This window comes from Rhodococcus sp. SGAir0479, assembly GCF_005484805.1.
Lineage (GTDB): Bacteria > Actinomycetota > Actinomycetes > Mycobacteriales > Mycobacteriaceae > Prescottella.
The window spans coordinates 3,638,317-3,662,832 of sequence record NZ_CP039432.1; the positions used below are offsets into that span (position 1 = coordinate 3,638,317).

The 24,516-nt window shown below is 71.4% G+C and carries 1 protein-coding gene; it reads right to left on the bottom strand.

The window, feature by feature from the left end; genetic code table 11:
- Positions 1-24,447: a non-ribosomal peptide synthase/polyketide synthase gene (locus tag E7742_RS16905; protein WP_137801271.1), complete on the bottom strand. Its 24,447-nt coding sequence runs from the start codon at positions 24,445-24,447 to the stop codon at positions 1-3.
- Between the last annotated feature and the right edge of the window lie 69 nt (positions 24,448-24,516).

Sequence of the window (24,516 nt, forward strand, 5' to 3'; positions counted from 1 at the left end):
TCAGCTCCGCCGATCCAGGTATGCGGCCAGCGCCGGCCCGATCACCGCGAGCGACTCGCCCTCGACCATGTCGTTGTGCCCGCAGTCCACGGGGTGCTCGTCGATGTCGCCGGTGACCAGCGGCCGCCATTCCTGCGCAGATCGCCGGTCCCCGTCGCCGTCGCCGTGGGCCGGGAACACCAGCAGATCGCCGTCGTACACCTGCGGCACGTAGCGGTGCACCAGTAGTCGCGAGTTCGCGTAGCCGTCGTCGATCCGCTCGAGGTGCGCCCCGGTGATGCCGCCGGAGGTTCCGAAGTGCGCGTCGATCATTCGCGCGGCGTCGTCGTAGGTGAGATCCGACGCGGTGACTTCGAGTCCCAGTCCGCGCAGCAGGTCGGCGAGGTCGAGACGCCCGAGCAGCGGAGCGGCTCCGTCGTCGGGGTAGCTGTCCATCACGACCAGAGCACCGACGGGCCGCCCGCGCCGCTGCAGCTCGACGGCCATCGCGTGCGCCAGCACACCGCCCAACGACCAGCCGAGCAGATCGCACGCGGCGTCCGGCGCGATGGCCTCCATCTCGTCGACGTAGCTCGCGGCGAGTGCCTCCACGGACGCGTACTGCGGTCCCCCGGAGATGCCCGGGAGCTGCAGACCGAACACGGGCCGTTCCGGCGGCAGGAATCCCACGAGACCCGCATAGCCCCAGGACAATCCGATTCCCGGGTGCACGCAGAACAGTGGCCGGCCGTCCCCCTCCGCCCGGAGTGTGATCACCGGTGCGAGGGCGGCTCCGACGTCGTCCGGCGCCGAGGTCTCGAGGCGGCGGGCCAGACCCGCGGGAGTCGGGTTCAGGAACAGCGCCTGCAGCGACACTCGGGTGCCCATCCGCGCACTCAGATCCGCGACGAGTCCGGTAGCGAGCAACGAGGTCCCGCCGAGGTCGAAGAAGCTGTCGTCCATGCCGATTCGCTCGACACCGAGGACGTCTGCGAACGCGTCGACCACAACCGTCTCGACCGGGCCCTGCGGCTCCCGGTACACCGCGGGCGCCGTCAGGAAGGCCGGCGGCGGCAGGGCATCGCGATCGAGCTTGCCGGTCGGCGTGAGCGGAACGCGATCGAGAACCGTGACGGCCGACGGCACCATGTGCGCCGGCAGGTGGCGGGCGACGGCGCGGCGCATCTCGTCCGGGTCCACGTGCGCGTCGACGGTGGGACACACGTACGAGCACAGCAGCATGTTGCCGGCCGGCCCCCGCCGCGCCAGCGTGACCGCGAATCCCACGCCCGGCTGCGCCGCCAGGACGGTGTCGATCTCCCCCGGCTCGATCCGGAAGCCACGCACCTTCACCTGGAAGTCGCTGCGGCCCACGTACTCGAGTGTGTCGTCGGTCCGCCAGCGCACCAGGTCACCGGTCCGGTAGAGCCGGTCTCCGGCAGCGCCGAACGGGTCCGCGACGAACCGGGCGGCCGTGGTCCCCGGGCGGCGATGGTAGCCGCGCGCGAGCGCCGATCCGGCGACGTAGAGTTCCCCGACCACCCCGCGGGGCACCGGGTGCAGGCGGGAGTCGAGCACGACCTCGCGCACACCCCGGATCGGGCCGCCCAGCGTCACCGGCCGGTGCGGGCTCATCGGCGCGCTGATGTTCGCCATGATCGTCGTCTCCGTCGGGCCGTACGCGTTGAGCATGGTGCGCCCCGGCGCCCAGCGCCGCACCAACTCCGGCGGACACGGCTCCCCCGCCACCACGAGCGTCCGCAGGCTCTCGAGGCCCACCGGATCCAGTGAGGCCAACGTGGTCGGCGTGACGAACCCGTGCGTCACCCCGCCGGTGGCGAGGATCTCGGCGAACTCGGTGCCGCCGTAGATGTCCGGAGGCACGACGACCATCGTCGCTCCCGCACTGAGTGCCATCACCGTCTCGAACACCGACGCGTCGAAGCTCGGCGAAGCGAAGTGCAGTGTCCGCGCCGTCGGCGTCACCAGGAGCCGATCCCGTTCCTCGGCAGCCAGGTCGGCCAGACCCCGATGGGTCAGCACGACGCCCTTCGGCGTGCCGGTCGAACCGGACGTGTAGATCAGGTAGGCGGGGTGGTCGGCACGCAGGGGACGCCTCCGGTCGGCGTCGGAGATCGGGGTGGCCGCCTCGGCCGCGACAGCCTCCGCGACGCCCGGGTCGTCCAGCACCACCCAGTCGAACGAGCCGGGTACTCGCTCCCGGCACGATCGCACCGTGACACCCACTGTGGCACCGCAATCGGCGAGCATCCGCGCTATGCGCTCCGCGGGATAGTTCGGGTCCACCGGAACGAAGGCCGCACCCGTCCTGGCCACCGCCCACACCGCGAGCACCGACGACACCGATCGAGACAGGCCCAGCGCGACGTACCCTTCCGGCCCGGCTCCCATCGCGATCAGGTGGCGTGCCAACCGATTCGCCCCCTCGTCGAGCTGCCGGTACGTCAGCTCGCGGCCGTCGCACACCACTGCGAGGGCATCGGGGTTGCGCGCGGCCGAGACGAGCAGATCGGTCAGGAGCAGGGGCGGCGCGTCCGGGGCGCCGAGCGCGGGCGCCAACCCGGCCAGTTCGTGCGGGTGCAGAATCCCGAGATCACCGACGGGCCGTTCCGGATCGGACGAGGCGGCCTCGACGATGCGCACGAAACGATCGGCGAAGCCCTGCACGGTCTCCCGATCGAACAGGTCGGTCGCGAACGCCACGACACCGGAGATCCCTGCGGGCTCTCCGACACCGTCGAACCGCTCGCCGAGCACGAACTCGAGGTCCTCCTTGACCATTCCGGCGCCGATCGACACGCCCTCGAGCCGCAACCCGGACAGCTCCACGCCAGCGCTCTCGTCGTTCTGGAACTCCAGGGCGACCTGGAACAACGGCGAATACGCAGTCGAACGGGCGGGGTCGAGTTCCTCCACGACACGCTCGAACGGCACGTCGGCGTGCGCGAAGGCACCGAGATCGACGTCGCGCACCGACTCGAGAAGCTCCGAGAACGATCGCCGCGCATCGACTCTCGTGCGGAGCGCGAGGGTCCCGACGAACATTCCGACGAGATCGTCGAGGGCCCGCTCGCCGCGGCCCGCGACGGGGGTGCCGACCACGATGTCGTCGGTGTCCCCCAACCGGGCGAGCAGCACCGCCAGGGCCGCGTGAATCGTCATGAACAGGCTCGAGCCGTGATCGCGTGCGAACGTCAGGAGCCGGCGGTGCAACCCGGGATCGAGCGTGAACTCGACCCGGTCGCCGCGGAAGGATTGCTGCATCGGCCGAGGACGATCGCTCGGCAACCCCAACAGGTCCGGCGCGCCCGACAGCGTCTCGGTCCAGTAGGCGAGCTGGCGGGACCGGAGGGAGCCCGGATCGTTCGCGTCGCCCAGGAGCGCCCGCTGCCACAGTGTGTAGTCGACGTACTGGACGGGCAGCGGATCCCAGTCCGGAGGCCGACCGGCGGTCCGTGCGACGTACGCCTGCATCAGATCGCGCGACAGCGGCCCCAACGACAGCCCGTCGATCACGATGTGGTGCGCGACGAGAACCAGGACATGCAGGTCCGGACCCAACTCGAACAGTCCGCCGTCGACCGGAACTCGCTCCGTCACGTCGAATCCCGTCGCGATGATCGCGCGCGTGCGGACCGTCAGCTCGTCGTCGCCCGAGACCGCCACCGGGTCGAGGTCGATCGCGACCTCGGCGGCCGGGCGGACGTCCTGGCTCGGGCCGGCGGCGCCCACCGGAAAACGCGTGCGCAGCGCCTCGTGCCGGGTGAGGACATCGCCGACCGCCACCCGCAATGCCGACGAGTCGAGAGCCCCGGTCAGACGCACCGCCATCGGCACGTTGTACGCGGGCGAGGACGGGTCGAACTGGTTGATGAACCACATCCGCTGCTGCGCCGCCGACAACGGGATTTCCGCGGGGCGCGGCATCACCTCGAGCACGGGACGGCCCGACGGCCCGGTGTCGGCGTGCTCGATCCGCTCGGCGAGCGCCTCCGCGGTGGGGGCCTCGAACAGCGCCCGCACGCCGAGGTCGACGCCCAGTGACGCGTCGAGTCGTGCCACCGCGCGGGTCGCGGACAGCGAGTTGCCGCCGAGGTCGAAGAAGTTGTCGCCGGTTCCCACGCGCCCCAGTCCGAGAACCTCCGCGAAGGCCCCCGTGATCGCTTCCTCCACGGGATCGGTCGGAGCCTGGAAGGTCGTTGCGGCGAGACCGAACTCCGGTTCGGGCAGCGCCCGCCGATCGAGCTTGCCGACCGCGGTGAGGGGGATGTCGTCGAGCACGACTGTCGCGGTCGGGACCATGTACTCCGGCACCCGCTCGGCGAGGTGTCGTCTCAGATCGTCGACGTGTACGTGACGGCCGTCGCGCGGAACGACGTAGCTCACCAGCATGGTGTCGCCCGCCGGCCCGCGGCGGCCGAGGGTGGCGGCGAACCGGACGTCGGGATGCCCGGTGAGGACGGCGTCGATCTCGCCCAGTTCGATCCGGAAGCCACGGACCTTCACCTGGAAGTCGCTGCGCCCGCGATACTCCAGTTTTCCGTCGGGCCGCCACGCGCCGACGTCTCCGGTCCGGTACATGCGGTCGCCCGGAGCGCCGTACGGGTCGGCGACGAACCGGGCCGCGGTCAGTCCGGGCCGTCGGTGGTAGCCACGGGCCAGTCCGGGCCCGGCGATGTAGACGTCGCCGGCGATCCCCGCGGGCACCGGACGCAGGCAGGAGTCGAGCACGGCCTCGGCGACCCCGGGGATGGGCGGGCCGAGGGAATGCTCGGCCGGCCGGTCCGCGGCGGACTCCTCGAGGTTGACGACCATGGTGGTCTCGGTGGGGCCGTACGCATTCAGGATCCGACATTGCGGCAGCCAGTCCTCCACCAGTTCCGGCGACCAGGACTCGCCGCCGACCAGGACGCACTCGAGGTCGTCGAGCCCGGAAGGATCCACCGACGCGAGCGCGGCCGGGGTGATGAACGCGTGCGTGACGCGCCGCTTCCGCAGCACCGCCGTCAGTTCGCTACCTCCGTACACGGTTCGGGGGACGATCACCATCGTCGCGCCCACCGCGAAGCACAGCAGGTACTCGACCACCGACACGTCGAAACTCGGTGACGAGAAGTGCAAGGTTCGCGCGTCCGGGGACAGGCCGCAGCGATCGCGTTGTACATCGGCGTAGTTGCCGAGACCCCGGTGCGTGACCGAGACGGCTTTCGGGCGTCCCGTCGAGCCGGACGTGTAGATCAGGTAGGCGACGTTGTCGAGTAGCAGGGGTGCGGTGCGATCGGCGTCGGTGACGGCGTCGGCCGGCCACGTCTCGTACGCGCGCACGAAACCCGGATCGTCGAGCACCAGCCACTGCATCGTGTCCGGCAACCGGGACCGGTGTTCCCGGGTCGTGACACCGACCGTCGCGCCGGAATCGGCAAGCATGGTCGCCACCCGCTCCGGCGGATAGTCGGGGTCGATCGGCACGAAGGCGGCCCCCGACCGCGCCACCGCCCACACCGCGAGTACCGACTCGAACGATCGTGCAATCCCCAGCACCACCATCGATTCCGGGCCGATCCCGAGATGGGACAGGTGGCGGGCCAGCCGGTTGGAGCGCCGGTCGAGGTCTCCGTACGTCACCTCCCGGCCGTCGCCGACGAGCGCGAGCGCCTCGCCGTCGCGGGCTGCGGCGGCGTCGAATATCGCGGCGAGCGTGCGCGGCGCGGCGCCGGGTCCCGTACACATCGGAACGAGAGCACGATGCTCGGCCTCCGAGAGGAAGTCGAGCGCGGCGACGCGGCGGTCCGGCTCGTCGGCGAGGAAACGCAGCACCCGCAGTAGGCGCTGGGCAATGGCAGCGACCTCCGACTCCGGGAGCACGTCGGGTCGGAACTTCATGGTCACGTTGAGTCCGTCGCGCACCGCCGCGACCACGCTCAGCGGATAGTGCGCCGAGTCGCGTGCGTCGATACCGACGACCCGTAGACCGGCGATCTCCGTGCCCGAACCGTCGGCGTCACGCAGGGGATACGACTCGAAGACCGTCAGCGTGTCGAAGACCGCGCCGGGACCGGCAGCCCGCTGCACGGCGTCGAGTCCGGCGTGGTGGTGATCGAGCATCGCCGTCTGCTCGGTCTGGATCCGCGCGAGGAGATCACCGAGACTCTCGTACGGGTCCAGCCGAACCCGGACCGGGACGGTGTTGATGAACAGGCCGACGGCCGTCTCGACGCCCGCGAGGTCCGGCGGCCGACCGGAGACGGTCGCGCCGAAGACGACGTCGTCGCGACCGGTCAGGAGCCCCAGCACGATTCCCCACGCGGTCTGCACGACGGTGCTGAGGGTGATCCCCCGGTCCTGGGCGCGAACGCGCAGCCGAGCGGTCAGGTCGGCATCGAGCCGGAAGGGTAGATCGCGGGACTCGACGTACCGGTCGGTGGCCGCCGATCGGTCGGCGAGCAGCGTCGGTTCGGCGGCGCCGGCGATCGCGTCGGTCCACGCCCGCAACGTCACCGAATCGTCACGGGTGGTGAGCCAGTGCAGGTAGCGGCGGTACGAGGTCGGTGTGGAGAGCCCGGCCGGGTCGCCGTCCGCCGCGTAGAGCGCGAACAGGTCCTCGAGCAGCAGCGGCGTCGACCAACCGTCGAACAGGATGTGGTGGTTGGTGACGACCAGGCGTTCGGCGCCGCCGGGCATGTGCACCAGTGTGATTCGCAGCAACGGTGCGTGCGAGAGATCGAATGCCGTCGCGCGGTCCGTGTCGAGCAGCTCACGCATTCGCGCGGTGGCCTGCGGCTCGCTGTGTTCGCGAAGGTCGATCTCGCTCCACGGCACGTCCACCGCACCCTGCACCACCTGTACGGCGTCGCCACCCGGCGTGCGGACGAACGCCGTCCGCAGGTTCGCGTACCGCCCGAGCAGCGCGTGCGCGGCACGCTGCAGCCGCGGAACCTCCACGGCGCCGTCGAGTTCGAGGACCAGCTGCACCAGGTAGGCGTCGGCGGCGTCGGCCGACAGTTCCGAGTGGAACATCATGCCGCGCTGCATCGGGGACAGCGGCCACACATCGGACAGTTCCGGGTAGCGGTCCTCGAGGACTTCGATCGCCCCCTGATCCAACGCGACCAGGTCCAGGTCGGTGGGGGTGAATCCACCGGCGCCCGGTGTGCCCGCGCGCCGCGCGATCGCCTCGGCCGCGCGTGCCCACCACTGCGCCAGCCGCTCCACCTCACCGCGGTTGAGGAGCCCGCGCGGAAAGTCCCACGTCGCGGTGATCCGGGGGCCGTCCGGTCCCGACACCGCGGCGGCGTTGACGTCGACCACCGCGGGCGCCGACAGCTCGGGTGTGGCCACTCCCCGCAGCTCGGCGTCCTCGACCGGTAGCCACGCACCGCCCGCACCGGTGTCGAATCTGCCGAGGTAGTTGAAGCTGATCTCCGGTACCGGGCGGGCGGACAACACCGGCCGGGTCTCGTCGTTGAGGTACCGGAGCAGACCGAAACCGATGCCGTGGTCGGGAATCGAGCGCATCGTTTCCTTCACGGCCTTGACGACGGTGTCGGACGCCGGGCCGCCCGTCGTCGCCGCATCGAGGTCGGTGTCCGACAGATCGAATCGCACGGGATGGAGCGTGGTGAACCAGCCGACCGTGCGGGCGAGGTCGGCGCCGGGCACCACGTGATCCTCGCGGCCGTGTCCCTCGAGGGTGACGGCCACGGCGTCGACGTCGACGCCACGTTCCCGCCGCCACTGCGCCACCGCGAGCGCCAACGCGCTGACCAGGCCGTCGTCGACGGAGCCGCGGAACACGCGCGGCACGGTCGTCGTGAGTGCGCGGGTGACCTCGGCCGACAGTGCGATCTCGACCCGATCGGTGGTGGCACCGACGTCGACGCTCGGATCCAGTTGTCGGGCCGCGAGACTCGGCCCCACCGGTTCGGTCATCGACCGCCACAGCCCGAGCTCGTCGACGCGGTCCTGCGCGGCCGTCACGAGTCCGTCCGCCCACGTCCGCATCGACGTGCCGACCGGCGCGAGGTCGGGGTCCCGGCCCGCGACGGCCCCGGTGTACGCGGCCACCAGATCCGGGATCAGGATCCGCCACGACACCCCGTCGACCGCGAGATGATGCACGACGACGAGGAGCCGAACACCGTCGGGTGCGGTGAGGCGCACGATCTGGAGGATGCTCCCGGAGAACGGGTCCAGCCGATCGGCGGCCTCCTTCAGCGCCGCCCGCGCCGCCTCGGTGAACGCGGCGCCCCGCACCGTCGGGACGGCCACGGCGCGCATCGCCGAGCGTCCGTCGACCGCTCCCGGCGGACGCACCGTCAGGCGCCGACCCGTGCGCGAGCGATCGTCGTGCCGCAACTGCGCGCGCAACATGTCGTGCCGGTCGAGCACCGCGTCCACGGCGGTGGCCAGCGCGTCCGGGTCGAGGTCGACCGGTACGTCGAGCACCAATGACTGTGCGTACCGGTGGAAGTCACCGGAGCGCTCCGCCAGCCAGTGCACGACGGGTGTGGTGGCGACGTCGCCGACACCGCCGCCGGGTAGTTCGGGTAGTAGTTCGACGCAGGGCCGGTCGAGCTGCGCGGCGACGTCCGCGAGACGGGCGACGGTGCGGCACTCGAACACGTCGCGCGGGGTGATCGTCACCCCGGCCGCCTTGGCGCGGGACACCAACTGGATGGACATGATCGAGTCGCCGCCGAGCCCGAAGAAGGAGTCGTCGACGCCCACCGACTCGGCCCCGAGGACGTCCGCGTACAGCTCGGTCAGGATCCGCTCGACATCGGTGGCGGGCGGGCGGCCCTCGCCGCCCACCGGCCGCGGGTCCGGAAGCGCCGCGCGGTCGATCTTGCCGTTCGAGGTGAGCGGGAACTCGCCGAGCACCGTCACCGTGGACGGCACCATGTACGACGGCAATCGTTGCGCCACTGCGCCGGTCACCGTCTCGGCAGTCACGGTCTCCCCCGGTTCCGGGACGACGTACCCGAGCAGACGATCGGCGCCCGCGGACTCGGCGCGGGCCAGGACCACCGCCGACGCGACACCGGGCACCGCGGTCAGTGCGGCCTCCACCTCACCCGGCTCCACCCGGAACCCCCGCACCTGCACCTGGAAGTCCGCGCGCCCGATGTACTCGAGGTCGCCCGACCGGGTCCACCGCACCCGGTCACCGGAGCGGTACATCCGCTGCGACGGCGCGCACGGATCCGCGACGAAACGCGACGCCGTGAGGTCCGGGCGGTGCAGGTAGCCCCGCGCCACCTGAGGGCCCGCCACGTACAGCTCGCCCACCACACCGACCGGTACCGGGTGCAGCCGGTCGTCGAGGACGCGCACGCCGATTCCCGGTAGTCCGACGCCGATCACCGATCCGACGGGGCGGAAGGAATCGACCTCGGCGGCATCGACAGGGTGCCACGTGACGTGCACGCACGTCTCGGTGATCCCGTACATGTTGATCAGCGCGGGGCGGTCGGCACCGCGGCGCGCCACCCAGTCCGCGAGTTGTGTGGCGTCGAGCGCCTCGCCACCGAACACCACCCGGCGGAGGGCGAGCGGACGATCCGAGTCGGCTTCTGCACGGGCGAGTTGGCCGAAGGCCGAGGGGGTCTGGCTGAGCAGTGTCACCGATTCCGCCGCCAGCACCGCGAGGAAGTCGTCCGGCGATCGCGCGGTGTGCCGGTCCACGACGACGACGCGACCGCCGAACCCGAGGGCACCCCACAGTTCCCACACCGCGAAGTCGAAGGCATAGGAGTGGAACAGCGTCCACACGTCGGACGCGTCGAAACCGATGACGTCACGCGCCCCGGACAGCAGCGTCACCACGTTGCGATGGGTGACGACGACGCCCTTGGGGCGTCCGGTCGAGCCGGACGTGTAGATGACGTAGGCGGGTGAGTCCGGGTGCAGCCGACGAACACGCTCGTGGTCGGCGACGGGCCCCGACGGCCGGCCGTCGATCCGCTCCCGGACGTCCTCGGCATCCAGACCGACGATCTCGGTGTGCTCCGGCAACGTGACGTCCGCGAGCCCGGCCGCCGATCCGGCGTCGGTGAGCAGCGTCCGCGCTCCCGCGTCCCGGACCACGAATCCGATGCGCTCGGGCGGGTAGCCCGGGTCCACCGGAAGATACGCCGCCCCCGCCCGGACGATACCCGCGAGTGCTGCGACGAGGTCCACCGTCCGTTCCATCGCCACCGCGACCACAGACTCGGGGCCGATGCCCCGTTCGATCAGCCAGCGGGCGAGCCGGTTCGAATACGCATCGAGGTCGCGATAGGTGATCCGCTCGTCCCCGCACACCACGGCCACGGCGTCCGGGCCCGCGGCGGCGGCCGCGCCGAACAGATCCGCCAGGGTGCCCTCCGCCGTCACGGGCACGGCGGCCGGTGCGGGTGCGTCGATCAGTCCGACGTCACCGACGGCGATGGCCGGGTCCACCGCGACCGCCGCGAGCAACCGGGACAGCATGCCGGCCAGACCGGCCGCCGTGGACTCGTCGAAAATGTCGGTCGCGTAGACGATCTCGCCGCGCAGGCCGGCCGGCGCGCCCCGCTGGTCGTGTTGCTCGCCGATCCCGAACTGCAGGTCGAACTTCGCTTCGCGCGCCTCGATGCCGACGGCCTCCACCGTCAGCCCCGGCAACTCGAGACGGGGCGCCTCGACGTTCCGGAACTCGAGCAGCACCTGGAACAGCGGGGCGTACGACGTGGTCCGTTCCGCACCGGACCGCACGACGAGCCGCTCGAACGGCAGGTCCGCATGGGCGAAGGCCTCGACGTCGCCGTCGCGCACCCGGGCGAGGACGGCCCCGAACGCGGCCGCCGGGTCGATCTCGGTGCGCAACGCCAGCGTGTTGACGAACATGCCGACGACATCGTCCAGTTCGGCCTCACCACGTCCGGCCACGGGGGTCCCGATCACCACGTCGCGGTCCTGGCCGATCCGCGCGAGCAGCACCGCCAACGCGGTGTGCACCACCATGAACATCGTCGAATCGTGGTGCTCTGCGATGTCGGCCAGCGCACGATGCACGTCCGGCCCCACCGAGAACTCGACACGTCCGCCGCGCGTCGATCGGCGGGCGCCCCGCGGGCGATCCAACGGCAGCGTCGTCACCGGGGGTGCGCCCGCGAGCCGGTCGAGCCAGTACGCCTCCTCGCGGGCGAGCATCGACGACGGGTCGTCGGGATCGCCGAGGACGCGGCGCTGCCACAGCGCGAAGTCCGCGTACTGCACGGTCAACGGCTCCCAGCCGGGTGGTCGGCCGGCGACCCGCGCCGCATAGGCCACCGCGACATCTCGGGCCAGAGGCGCGATCGAGAAGCCGTCCGCGACGATGTGGTGCAGCACGAGGACCAGAACGTGCACCTCCGGGTCGAGGCGGAGAATGCGGGCCCGGACCGGAACCTCGGTCGCCACATCGAATCCCGCCCGCAGCAGGTCCCCGATGCGGGCGTCGAGATCCTGGTGCCGCACCGGCTCGGCTTCGAGATCTCCGACGACGTCCGTGGCCGCGACGGTCACCTGCGAAGGCCCCGACGGGCCCGACGGGAAGACCGTGCGCAACGACTCCTGCCGTTCCACGACATCGGTCAGTGCGGCGCGCAGGGCCCGGGTGTCGAGCGTGCCTGTGAGCCGCAGCACCATCGGCACGTTGTAGGCAGCCGACGTGGGATCGAACTGATCGACGAACCACATCCGCTCCTGCGCCCACGACAGCGGCGGACGCTCCGGGCGTACCCCGCCGCGCAGGCCGGCGGGCGAGTCAACACGAGCGCGCTGCGCCGCGCGCTCCACGAGCCGTCCCGCGGTGCCGCACTCGAAGAGGTCGCGTACGTCGAGCCCGGAGCCGAGTGCCCGGTTGATGCGGGCGACCACGCGCGTCGCGCCGAGCGAGTTGCCACCGAGCCCGAAGAAGTTGTCGTCCAAGCCCACCCGATCGGCACCGGTGATCTCGGCGAAGACCGCCACCACCTGCTCCTCCGCGGGAGTGCGCGGCGCCCGGTAGGGCGCGGTCGGGCGGCCGAAGTCGGGTTCGGGCAGCGCGTCGCGGTCGAGCTTGCCGACGGGGGTGACGGGCAGCTCACCGAGAACCACGATCGCGTTCGGCAGCATGTGCCGCGGCAGTCGGCGCGCCGCGAACTCCGCCAGTTCCGCCACGTCGACTCCGTCGTCGGTCGCCGGCACGACGTACGACGCGAGAAGTGAATCGCCGGCGCCGCGACGGCGCGCCACCGTCACCGAGTGGGCCACCGCGGGGTGGGCCACCAGGACCGCCTCGATCTCGCCGAGTTCGATCCTGAGTCCGCGCACCTTCACCTGGAAGTCGCTGCGCCCCAGATAGTCGAACGCGCCGTCGGGGCGGCGACGCACGATGTCACCCGTGCGGTACATGCGTGCTCCGGCCGCCGCCCGGGGGCAGGCCACGAATCGGGCGGCGGTCAATCCCGGTCGCCGGTGATAGCCGCGGGCGAGACCGGCACCGACGACGTACAGTTCGCCGGGCACCCCGGGCGGGACGGGCCGCAGGTACTCGTCGAGCACCAGCACACGGGTCCCGCGGACGGGCGTCCCGATCGGCACGTCGGCGCCGGGAACCAGGGGTGCGCTGAACGTGGTGACGATGGTCGACTCCGCCGGTCCGTAGCCGTCGATCATCTTGCGCCCGGTCGCCCAGCCGGCGACGAGCTCCGTTCCGACGGCGTCGCCGCCGACCACGAGGGCGGCCAGGTCGTCGAATCGGCCGGGTTCGACCGTCGCGAGCGCCGCCGGTGTGATGCAGACGTGGGTGATCTGCTGCGCGACGAGGAGATCGGCGAGCGCGGATCCGCCGTACACGTCGGGCGGCGCGACCACGAGTGCGGCGCCCACCGCACCCGCCTGCAGCAGTTCCAGCACCGCGAAGTCGAAGCTCGGTGAACAGACGTGCAGGCACCGCGCGGCCTGCGAGATCGGGTAGCGCGAGTGCATCTCGTCGACCAGACTCGTCAGGCCGCGGTGAGTGACCGCAACCCCCTTGGGCCGTCCGGTCGACCCGGACGTGTAGATCAGGTAGGCGACGTCGTCAGCGTGGATCGGGGCGGTCCGGTCCCGGTCGGTGACGGCGTCCGTCGGCTCGCGTGCCCCCACGGTCACCGGGTCGTCGAGCAGCATCCAGCGGACGGTGTCCGGGAGGTTGCGCCGATCCGCCGCCGACGTCACTCCGACGCCCACGTCGGCATCCGCGAGCATGTTCTCGATACGTTCGCGCGGATACGCGGGGTCGACCGGGAGGAATGCGGCTCCCGACTTGGCGACGGCCCACGTCGCCTGCACCGACACGGCCGAGCGCGGCAACGCGCACGCCACGACCGCGCCGGGACCCGCACCCGCGCGGATCAGCGATCGCGCGAGACAGTTCGAACGCTCGTCGAGCTCCCGGTACGTGAGGGAGCCGTCGGCGGCGGTCACCGCGAGCCCGTCCGGGTTCGCGGCGGCCCCGGACGCGAGGATCTGCGGGAGCAGCGCAGGCGCCGCCGCCGAACCGCCGCTCGGCAGCACTTCCTTCCGCTCGGCCGGTGTCGACAGATCGACCCGGGCGATCGTCCGGTCGTGGTGGTGGGTCACCAGATCGAGCGCCGTCTGCACACGAGCGCGCAGGAGTTCGGCGTCCGCCCGGTCGACCGCGCCGGACCGATACTTCACCGTCAGGTGCAACCGATCGGTGAGCGCGGCGCGCAACGTCACGGGGTAGTGGGTGGCGTCGATCCCGTGCACCGCGGTGACGCTCAGGCCGGCGATGTCGGCGCCGCGCTCGAGCCCGGAGCGGTCGATCGGATACGACTCGAACACCGTGAGGGTGTCGAACACGGCGCCCGGTCCTACCGCCTGCTGCAGGTCCGCGAGTGCGACGTCGTGGTGTTCCATCAGCGCCGCCTGCTCGCGTTGCACACGACGGAGCAACTCCCCCACGGTTTCACGTGGATCCGTGCGCACCCGAACCGGAACCGTGTTGACGAGCAGACCGATCATCGACTCGATCCCGGCAACGTCCGCATGCCTACCGGACACCGTCGCACCGAAGACGACGTCCGTTCGCCCGGTGAGGACTCCGAGCACGAGCGCCCACGCGACCTGGACGACGGTGTTGGGGGTGACACCGTGATCGCGGGCCACGCGGGTCAGAGCGGCGGTGTCGGCATCGCTCAGGACCAGGTCGAGATCGTGTGACGCACCGGCGGTCTCCGGCGTTTCCGGCGCGGCGAGCAGCGTCGGGTCCGGGACGCCGTCGAGTGCTCGGCACCAGGCCGCGACCGACGCCTCGCGGTCGCGCGTCGCGAGCCACACGAGGTAGTCGCGGTAGTCGCCGGCCGGGGGCGGCGCGGTCACGTCGGGTTCCGCCGCGTACTGCATCAGCAACCGTTGCAGCAGAAGCGGCGTCGACCAGCCGTCGAGGAGGATGTGGTGGTGCGTCAGCAGCAAACGGTACGACGCGTGCCCGACGCGCGCCAGTGTGAAGCGCAGCAGCGGCGGACGGTCCATCGCGAACGGTGTGGCGCGGTCCTCGGCCGACAGTGCCTGCCACCGAGACTCGACCTCCGCGGGCGCCTCGCCCGACAGGTCGACTTCGCGCCACGGCACCGCGACGTCGGATTCGATCACCTGGATCGTCTCGCCGCCGACATCGTCGACGAAACCGGCGCGCAGGTTGGGGTAGCGGTCGAGCAGGCTGCGCGCCGCATCCCGGAGTCGCTCACGCGCCGGCTCGCCCCGCAGCTCGATCACCAGTTGGATCAGGTACGCGTCCGTGTCGGGCGCGTCCTCCGCCAGGTGTGCGTGGAACAGCAGCCCCGCCTGCAGCGGCGTCACCGGCCACACGTCGGCCAGCCGGGGCCGTGTCGCCTCCAACGCGTCGATCCCACTCTGGTCGAGCTCCACGAGACCCAGATCCGACGGCGTCAGTCCCCCGGCGCCGGGGGTGCGGGCGTACCCGGCCAGCCCGTGCAACGCCTCCAGCCACAGCTCGGCGAGCTGCTGGACGTCTGCCCGGTCGAGCACTCCCGTCGGATACGTCCACGACGCCTGCAGCGCACCGCCGTCGGGTCCTGCGCGCACCCCGGCGGAGATGTCGAGGGCCGCGGACACCGGCATGTCGGGGTCCTGGGTGAGGCCGAGACCGCTGGCCTGCACCGGCATCCACGGGCCCGGAGCGGAGGCGGGGCCGTCCGCGACGGTGAGCCGGCCCAGATAGTTCAGCACGATCTGCGGCGACGTCCGCAGTCGACGGCCCGCGTCGCCGTCGAGTTCGGTGAGCATCCCGTAGCCGATGCCGTGGTGGGGAGCGGACCGCAGGTGTTCCTTGACGAGCTTGACGGCGGCCCCCGCGGCAGGCCCACCGGCCCACGCGTCGTCGAGATCGATCCGCGAAAAATCCGGCCGCACCGGGCGAATGGTGGTGAACCAGCCCACCGTCCGGCTCAGGTCGGCGCCGGGTACCGCGTCCTCCTCGCGACCGTGCCCCTCGACGCCGAGCAGCACCGCGTCGTCGCCCGGACCGCGCAGCGTCGTCCACCGTGCGACGGCCAGTGCGAGCGCGGCGAGCAGCACGTCCTGGGCGGAGCCGTGGATCGCGGCGGGCAGACTCGTCAGCAGTGTCGCGGTGTCGGAGACCGGGGCGTCGACGAGCACCGTGTCGGTCGTCGCGTGCACGTCCCGATCCGGGTCCGGGTCGCGCCGGCCGATCGGTGGATCGGCACCGCCGACGACGTCCTCCCACAGGGATAGTTCGTTCATCCGGTCGGGGACGGTGTCGTGAAGGGCGTACGCCCACCTGCGCATCGACGTGCCGACCGGTTCCAGTTCGGGTCGGCGCCCGTCGACCGACTGGGCCCACGCCGCAGCGAGATCGGGCACGATCACCCGCCACGACACCCCGTCGACCACGGTGTGGTGAACGACGACGAGCAGGCGACCGCTTCCGTCCGGTCCGTCGAACCAGACGAGCCGGATCATGCTGCCCGACGCGGGATCCAGTCGATCGGCGGACGCCTGCAGTTCCCTCTCCGCGAGACGCGCGAACCCGTCCTCGAAGTCCCGCACCGGGTGTCGGGAGACGACGTCCCGGGCATCGACGGCACCGGTCGGGAGAACCTCGGTCCGCCAACCGGACTCGTCGTGGTCGAGGCGGGCGCGAAGCATGTCGTGGCGGTCCAGGACCGCCTGCGCGGCCGCGAGCAGGTCAGACTCCCGCACCCCGCCCGGGAGGTTCAGCAGCACCGATTGCGCGAAGCGGCCGATCCGGCGACCGGCGCGCCGCACCAGCCACGCCAGGATCGGAGTGAGCGGTACGTCGCCGACGCCGCCCCCGTCGAGCTCGGCAAGGGACTCGCCCGCTGCGCCGTCGGACATCGCAACCGCCGCGAGGGCCGCGACTGTTCGGCGATCGAACACGTCCCGCGGTGTCACGGACAGCCCGGCCGTCTTCGCCCGTGCCACGAGCTGGATCGACATGATGCTGTCGCCACCGAGATCGAAGAAGGAGTCCTCGACCCCGACCGTCTCCAAGCCCAGCACATCCGCGAACACCTGCGCGAGGGTCGTCTCGGCGGGGGTCGCGGGCGGACGGGTCGCCGACACCTCGGCGCCGACCGCCGGCTCCGGCAACGCCGCGCGGTCGAGCTTGCCGTGCACGGTCATCGGGATCCGTGCCAGTACCGTGATGTGGCGCGGCACCAGGTACGACGGCAATCGGGCAGCCACGATGTCGTGCAACCGTGCGGTGTCGACGTCGGCGCCCGCCGCCGGGACCACGTACGCCACCAACCGGTCCCCGAGACGACCCACGCCGCGGACGTCGGCGACGGCGTGTGCCACGGCCGGATGCTGTGTCAGCACCGCCTCGATCTCGCCGAGTTCGATCCGGTGACCGTGCAGCTTGATCTGCCGGTCGCCGCGGCCGAAGTACTCCAGTACGCCGACGGCGGTCCATCGAACCCGGTCCCCGGTGCGGTACATCCGCTCGCCGGGTTCTCCGCTCGGGTCGGCCACGAAGCGCACCGACGTCAGCGCGGGCCGGCGATGGTACCCACGGGCCAGCCCGGGTCCGGCCAGGTACAGCTCGCCGGGTGTGCCGACCGGGACGGTCCGGAGCCGATCGTCGAGGACGAGGGCGTGGAAGCCTCGGATGGGTCCGCCGATCGTCACCGCATCGCCCGGTTCCAGTCCCGCGCTCGCCGTCCCGATCACGGTGGTCTCGGTAGGGCCGTAGGCGTCGATCATCGTGCGGCCGCGGGCCCAGCGGGCGGCGACGTCGGGCGGCAGCGCTTCACCGGCCGCGAGCACACACGTCAGACGGGCGAGATCGGCCGCACCGTCGGAATCGGTGACCGTCGGCGTCATCGCCAGCGCGGTCGGTGTCATGATGCAGTGCGTCACCTGCTCGGTTGCCAGCAGCCGACGCAGCTCCTCACCGCCGTAGACGGTGGGCGGCGCGATCACCAGCGTGGCTCCGACGCCGATCGCGAGCAGCAGTTCGAGGACCGACACGTCGAAACTGGGTGAGGTGAGCTGCAGGATCCGCGAGTCCGGTGCGGTCCCACACCGCTCGTGGAGGTCGGCGGCGAAGTTCGCCAGTCCCCGGTGCGTGACGGCGACGCCCTTGGGGACGCCGGTGGAGCCCGAGGTGTAGATCAGGTAGGCGACGTCGTCGACCCGCAGCGGCGCCGTGCGCTCGTCGTCCCCTATCGGACCGGCCGGATCGGTTGCCGCGGTGTAATTCTCGTCGACCATCCGCCACGGGACGAGGTCGACGAACGAGTCCCTCAGCTCCGCCGTGGTGAGTCCGAGCGCCGCACCCGAGTCGCGCAACATCAGCTCGATGCGGTCCGGTGGATGCGCCGGGTCCACCGGCAGGAACGCTGCGCCGGACTTCGCGACCGCCCATACGCCGACGAGGTAGGCGAGGGACCGCGGCATGCCCAGGGCCACCACGGCGCCGGGACCGATCCCGTCGTCGATCAGCGTGCGGGCCAGTTGGTCGGATATCCGGTCGAGCTCGGCGTAGGAGACGTCGGCGCCCTCGAACCGGAGCGCGGACCGCCTCGGATCCCTTTCGGCGGCGGCCGACAGCAGGTCCGCCAGGGTGCGCGGCTCGATCGCCGGCCGGCCCCGGACCGGTGCCAGCACAGCATGTTCGGTGGGTACGAGCAGGTCGATGTCCCCGACGGCGGTATCGGTGGACACCGTCACTGCCTGCAGGATCCGTAGCAAGCGGTCCGCGAACCCGCGCACCGTCCGGGCGTCGAAGATGTCGGTCGCGAACACGATCCCCGCCGTCATGCCCGCGGCGGCGCCGTCGGTGTCTAACTCCTCCGCCACGCTCACCTGGAGGTCGAAGTTGGCGATGTCGTGGTCGGACTCGGCGGTGTGCACCCGGACACCTGGAAGTTGCAGGTCCGGGCGCGCGATCGTGCGGAACTCGAGCAGCACCTGGAACAGCGGTGAGTGCGCGGTGGACCGGGGTGGATCCACCGCGTCGACCACCCGCTCGAACGGCGCGTCGGCGTGCATGAACGCACCCAGGTCGGCCTCCCGCACCCGTTGCAACAGCTCCGCGAACGAACAGCTGCCGTCGACTGTGCACCGCAGCACCAGCGTGTTGACGAACATGCCCACCATGTCGTCGAGCGCGGCCGCGCCCCGGCCCGCGATCGGGGTGCCCACGGTGACGTCCTCGGTGCCGCCGAGGCGGGCCAGCAGGAGGGCGAGCGCCGCGTGCATCACCATGAAGACGCTCGCGTCGTGCACGCGCGCGAGTTCGACGATGCGTGCGTGCAGCTGCGCGGAAAGTTCGAACTCGACGCGGTCGCCCCGCTGCGAGCGCACGTCGGGGCGGGGACGATCGCACGGCAGGTCCAGTACCGCGGGCAGGTCTGCCAGGGTCGTCGTCCAGTAGTCCAGCTGGCGAGCGAGCAGCGAGGCCGGGTCGGCGGCATCTCCCAGCCAGTCCGACTGCCACAGGGCGTAATCCGCGTACTGCACGGGGCGGGGAGTCCGCGACGGTGCGCCCGAAGCGATCCGCGTCGCGTAGGCCGTCACGAGGTCGCGCGCCAGCACGCCCAGCGAGAAGCCGTCGGCCAGGATGTGATGCAGGACCACTGTCAGCACGTGCTCGGTGTCGCCGAGCCGGAAGAGACCGGCGCGTAGCGGCACCTGCGCCGAGACGTCGAAGCCCTGCGACATCACGGCCCGCATCCGCCGCTGCAGATCGGCCTCGTCGAGCGCGTCCGCGCGATCGATTCCGAGGCCGGTCCGGTCGACCGGCAGCACCTCCTGCCGGGGACCGGCGTCGTCGAGCGGGTAGACCGTACGCAGCGACTCGTGCCGCGCCACCACGTCACCGATCGCCCCGTCGAGCGCGTCCCGATCGAGCGGTCCCGACAGTCTCAGGGAAAGGGAGATGTTGTACGCCGCCGAGTCCGTGTCGAACTGGTTGACGAACCAGATCCGTTGCTGTGCGGGCGAGAGTGGGATCCGTGGGGGCCGGGGTCGCGCGACGAGGGGCGGACGAGCCCGCGGGCCCGCGTCCGTCCCGGAGACCCGGCGCGCCAGCCCCGCGACGGTGGGTGTGTCGAACACGTCCCGGATCCCGATGTCGACACCCGTCGCGTCACCGATCCGGGCCGCCAATCGTGCTGCCACCAAAGAGTTCCCGCCGAGGACGAAGAAGTCGTCGTCGACACCGACCTGCTCGAGCCCGAGCAGATCGCGGACCACCGCCGCCACGGATTCCTCGACGGGATCACGGGGCGCCACGAGCACCCGATCGGTGTCCTCGGGAGCGGGCAGCGCCGCGCGGTCGAGCTTGCCGTGGGCCGTGATCGGCAAACGTTCGAGGACCGTGACCACCGACGGCACCATGTAGGCCGGTAGCGTGCGTGCCGCGGCCTCGCGCACCGCGCCCGGATCCACCCGCGTCCCGTCGGACGCCACCACGTATCCGAGGATCCGGACGCCGGATGCGGCGTCGGAGGCGACCGCGACGGCCGAGCCCACCCCGGGCACCGCGGCGAGGACCGACTCCACCTCCCCGAGTTCCACGCGGTAACCGCGGACCTGGACCTGCGCGTCGGCGCGTCCCGCGAACCGCAGCGTGCCGTCGGCCGTCCACGCGCCCAGGTCCCCCGTCCGGTACATCCGAGTGCCGGCGCCGAACGGATCCGCCACGAACCGGCCTGCGGTCAGGCCCGGCCGGTCCAGGTAGCCGCGCGCCAGCTGTGCTCCGGCGACGTACAGTTCACCCACCACGCCGGGCGGTGTGGGATGCAGCCGCACGTCGAGTACGCGGACCGCCATGCCCGGCAGCGGGTTCCCGACGGCACCCGCGATCGCGTGCGACGCGGACGCCGCGCTCACCGGGCAGTGGGTGACGTGCACACACGTCTCGGTGATTCCGTACATGTTCGTCAGCAGCGGATGGGTGTCACCGCGACGCTCGAACCACCCCGACAGCTGCCCCGGATCCAGCGCCTCACCGCCGAAGATCACGTGCCGCAGCCGCAGTCCGGGTTCCCCGGCGTCCCTCCTCGTCACCGCATCGACCAGTTGCCCGAACGCGCCCGGGGTCTGACTCAGGACGGTCACGCCCTCGTCGCGCAACAGGGTGAGGAAGTCGCGCGGCGATCGGGCCGTGTCGCGGTCGACCACCACGACGGTCGCGCCGTGCAGCAGCGCGCCCCACATTTCCCACACCGCGAAATCGAATGCGTACGAGTGGAACATCGTCCACACGTCGGACGCGTCGAACCGGAAGAGCGGCCGCGTGCGCTCGAACAGGGTGACCACGCTACGGTGCGCCACCGCGACCCCCTTGGGTCGCCCCGTGGAGCCGGACGTGTAGATGACGTACGCGGTCGAGTCCGGGCGCAACCGCACCGTCCGGTCGTCGTCGGTGACCGGGTTCGAGGGCATCTCGGCGACCGCACCGCGAACAGCGTCGGCGTCGAGATCGACGAGCGGGACGGCGGCGCGTACCGACGACAACCGGTGCGCACCGGCGGCATCGACGAGGACGCACGCCGGTCGAGCATCGGAGAGCAGGAAGGCGACGCGCTCGTCCGGGTACTCGATGTCCACCGGCACGTAGGCGGCGCCCGCGCCGACGACCGCGGCGAGGACGACCGGCAGGTCCACCGATCTCGTCATCGCCACGGCCACCCGCGCCTCCGGCCCGATTCCGCGCTCGATCAGCCAGCGGGACAGGCGGTTCGCGCGTCCGGTCAGCTCCTGATACGTCAGCCGGGACGCGCCCGCGACGACGGCCACCGCCGCCGGGTCCGCCGCAACCGCCCGGGCCAGCAGGTCGGGCAGTGTCGCCGGTGCGCCGAGTGTGTCCGGCGGCAGCGTCGACAGTGCACGTTCGGCCGCGTCGGTGATCTCGAGATCTCCGACCACGACGTCGTCGTCCGCGGCGATCGCGTCGAGTATGCGGTGCAGACGCCGGGCGGCGCCCGTGATCGTCGCGTGCTCGAACAGATCGCGTGCGAAATGCAGTGCCAGCGACAGACCCTGAGGACGCCCGTCCGGGTCGACCTGTTCCCGCACACTCAACTGCAGCTCGAACTTCGCGACACCGGTGTCGATCTCGCGCACGTCGGCGACCACGCCCGGCAACTCCACCGCGGTGGTCACGGCCGTCTGCAGTTCCAACAGCACCTGGACGAGCGGGGCCTGCGCAGGTGAGCGGTCGGCCGCCAGTTCCTCTACGAGACGCTCGAACGGCAAGTCCGCGTGCGCGAGTGCCGCCAGGTCGATGTCGCGGACACCCGCCAGCAGTTCGACGAACGTGGACGCCGGATCGACGTCGGTGCGCAGCACCAGCGTATTGACGAACATGCCCACCGACTCGTCGAGTTCCGGGACCGTCCGCCCCGCCACCGGGGTACCGATCGCGACGTCGCGCCCCGCTCCGAGTCGTGCCAGCAGTGCCGCGAACGCGGCATGGAGCACCATGAACAGCGTGCAGTCGCACTCGCGCCCCAGGTCGAGCAGTCGCCGGTGCGTGTCCGCGCCGACGTCGAGCGTGACCGTTGCCCCACGGGTCGTCATCGTCGCGGAGCGTGGGCGATCGTGCGGCAGCGCGATGGCGGGGGGCAGGTCCGCCAGTCGGGCCGTCCAGTACTGCAGCTGTCGGGCGGCGACCGACCGGCCGTCGCGCTCGTCGCCGAGCATCTCGCGTTGCCACAGCGCGTAATCGGCGTACTGGAGCGGCAGCGGGGTCCAACGGGGTGGGCCGGCCGCCCGCCGAGCGTCGTACGCGACCATGAGGTCGCGCGACAGCGGCGAGACGGACTGGCCGTCCGCCGCGATGTGGTGCACGACCACCGCCAGCACGTGTTCCTCCGGTCCGAGCCGGAACAGTTGTACGCGCAGTGGAAGTTCTTCTCGTACATCGAATCCCGTCACCGATAGGCGGCGTATCTGCTCCCATGCCTCGTCCCGTTCCGCGACCGTCGGTGTCACGTCCGGCACGCCCGACTCGGCGGGAACGATCACCTGGTGGGGGCCTTCCGTGTCCGCGGGGAACACCGTGCGCAGCGCCTCGTGACGCTCGACGACGTCACCGATCGCGGCGCGCAGCGCCGCGACGTCGAGCTGTCCGGTCAAGGTCACCGCGAACGCGATGTTGTACACCGGCGAACCCGTGTCGAGCTGGTTGACGAGCCACATCCGCTGCTGCGCCGGCGAGAGCGGCAGTCGCGCCGGTCGATCCCGGCGTGCGAGTGGCAGGATCGGCACCGGTGCGTCCGTCACCCCTGCCGTCTCCCTCGACGCGCCGACGTGCCCCGCGAGGCGGTGCGCGGTAGGTGCCTCGAACAGATCCCGCACCGTCAGCGTCACCCCGAGGGCCTCGTTCAGCCGCGCCACGACCTTGGTGGCCACCAGCGAGTCGCCGCCGAGATCGAAGAAGCTGTCGTCCGGCCGAACCGCCCGGTTCGCGTGCAGAACCTCCGCGAAGACGTCGACGATCATCTGTTCGGTGACGCCGTCCACGTCCGATTCGCGCTGCTCCGACGGCACGGGCGGCTCCGGCCGGACGGCGAGTGGCCCCCGCGAGGCCGGTGCCGCGGTCGGGGCGGCGTCCAGGTGCACCTCCGCGAGCGCCCGCTGCGGATCCGCGGCGACGAATCGTTCCAGGAAGTCCAGGAAGCGCCGGTGGTGGGAGGCCTCTATCTCCTCCGTGTACCGGTTCGGGTTGGCCCGGAAGTCGACGAACGTCCTTACCGGCGTGCCGGATTGGTAGACGTTGACCAGCAGGTCGTCCACCGGACCCGAGGTGATGATGTGGAACTCGGTCTCCAGGGAATCCATCACGATCTCGGGATGGAAGAACATCACGTTGACGATCGGCGCCGTGAGATCCGTTCCGAGATCGCGCTGGATGTCGGCGCGACTGCACCGTTGATGTCGTAGCGCGGCAACCAGTTCGACCTGGACCCGGCCGACGAGGGTGCCGACGGTGTCGTCGTCGCGCATCTCGACCCGAATCGGCACCAGGTTCGCGGTCATCCCGCCCGACCGCCGCAGCACGGCCGTGGTGCGCGCCGAGACGGGGATGTCCACGACCACGTCGCGGCTGCCCGTCGTGCGACTCAGGAAGCAGGTGAAGGCGGCGATGATGCGCGCCGCGGCCGAGGCGCCCGATCCCTGCCCGTCCTCCGACCGTTCGAGTCGACGCATCGCCCGGTCCGACAACGCCGAAGTCACGAGCCGACTTTCGGCCACCGCGGGCGCACCGGTACCGACGAGCGTCACGCCGCGGACACCGTCCAGTCGGTGCGCCCAGTACGCCCGGTCCGTGTCGTGTCGATCCGACGCCTGATAGCGCTCGTCGATGTCGTGGAGCGATCTCAGATCGGTCGCGGCAGGCGGATCCGGTTCGCGTCCCTCCACCGCGGCGGTGTAGATGTGGGCGATGCGGTAGAGCATGGTCGCCGCACCGTAGCCGTCGAGTGCGATGTGATGGCTTCTGCTGTACCACAGGAAGTGTCGATCCCCGACTCGGAGAATGACGGTCTGGACGGCGCGGTCCACCGACAGGTCGGCCGGAGTGGCGACCTCGCGTTGCATCCACACGTGCGCGGCGGCCACCGGGTCGGCGTCGTCCCGGAGGTCCACCAGCGCGATCGACGTGTCCCGGCCGGGGTCCACGTACTGCATCGGCTCGCCGTCGACGGTGAGGACGCGCAGGAACGGCGATTCGAACTCCCGGGCGGCCCGGACATTCGCGGCACGAAGCAGATCGATGTCGAGCGCACCCTCGATGTCCACGTACTGCGCGATGAAGAACGGGACGTCCGGCACCAGCTGCTGCGCGAACCACAGCGCACGCTGGGCCTCCGACAGCGGGAACGGCGCCCCGGCCGAATGCGACGCGTCGTCGGGCTCGGACAGGCGGGGCTCGGACAGGCTGGGATCGGAGGAGTCCACGTATCGCCCCCAGAGGGTTGGTTCGTCGGACTGTCCAGTGCGACAGCT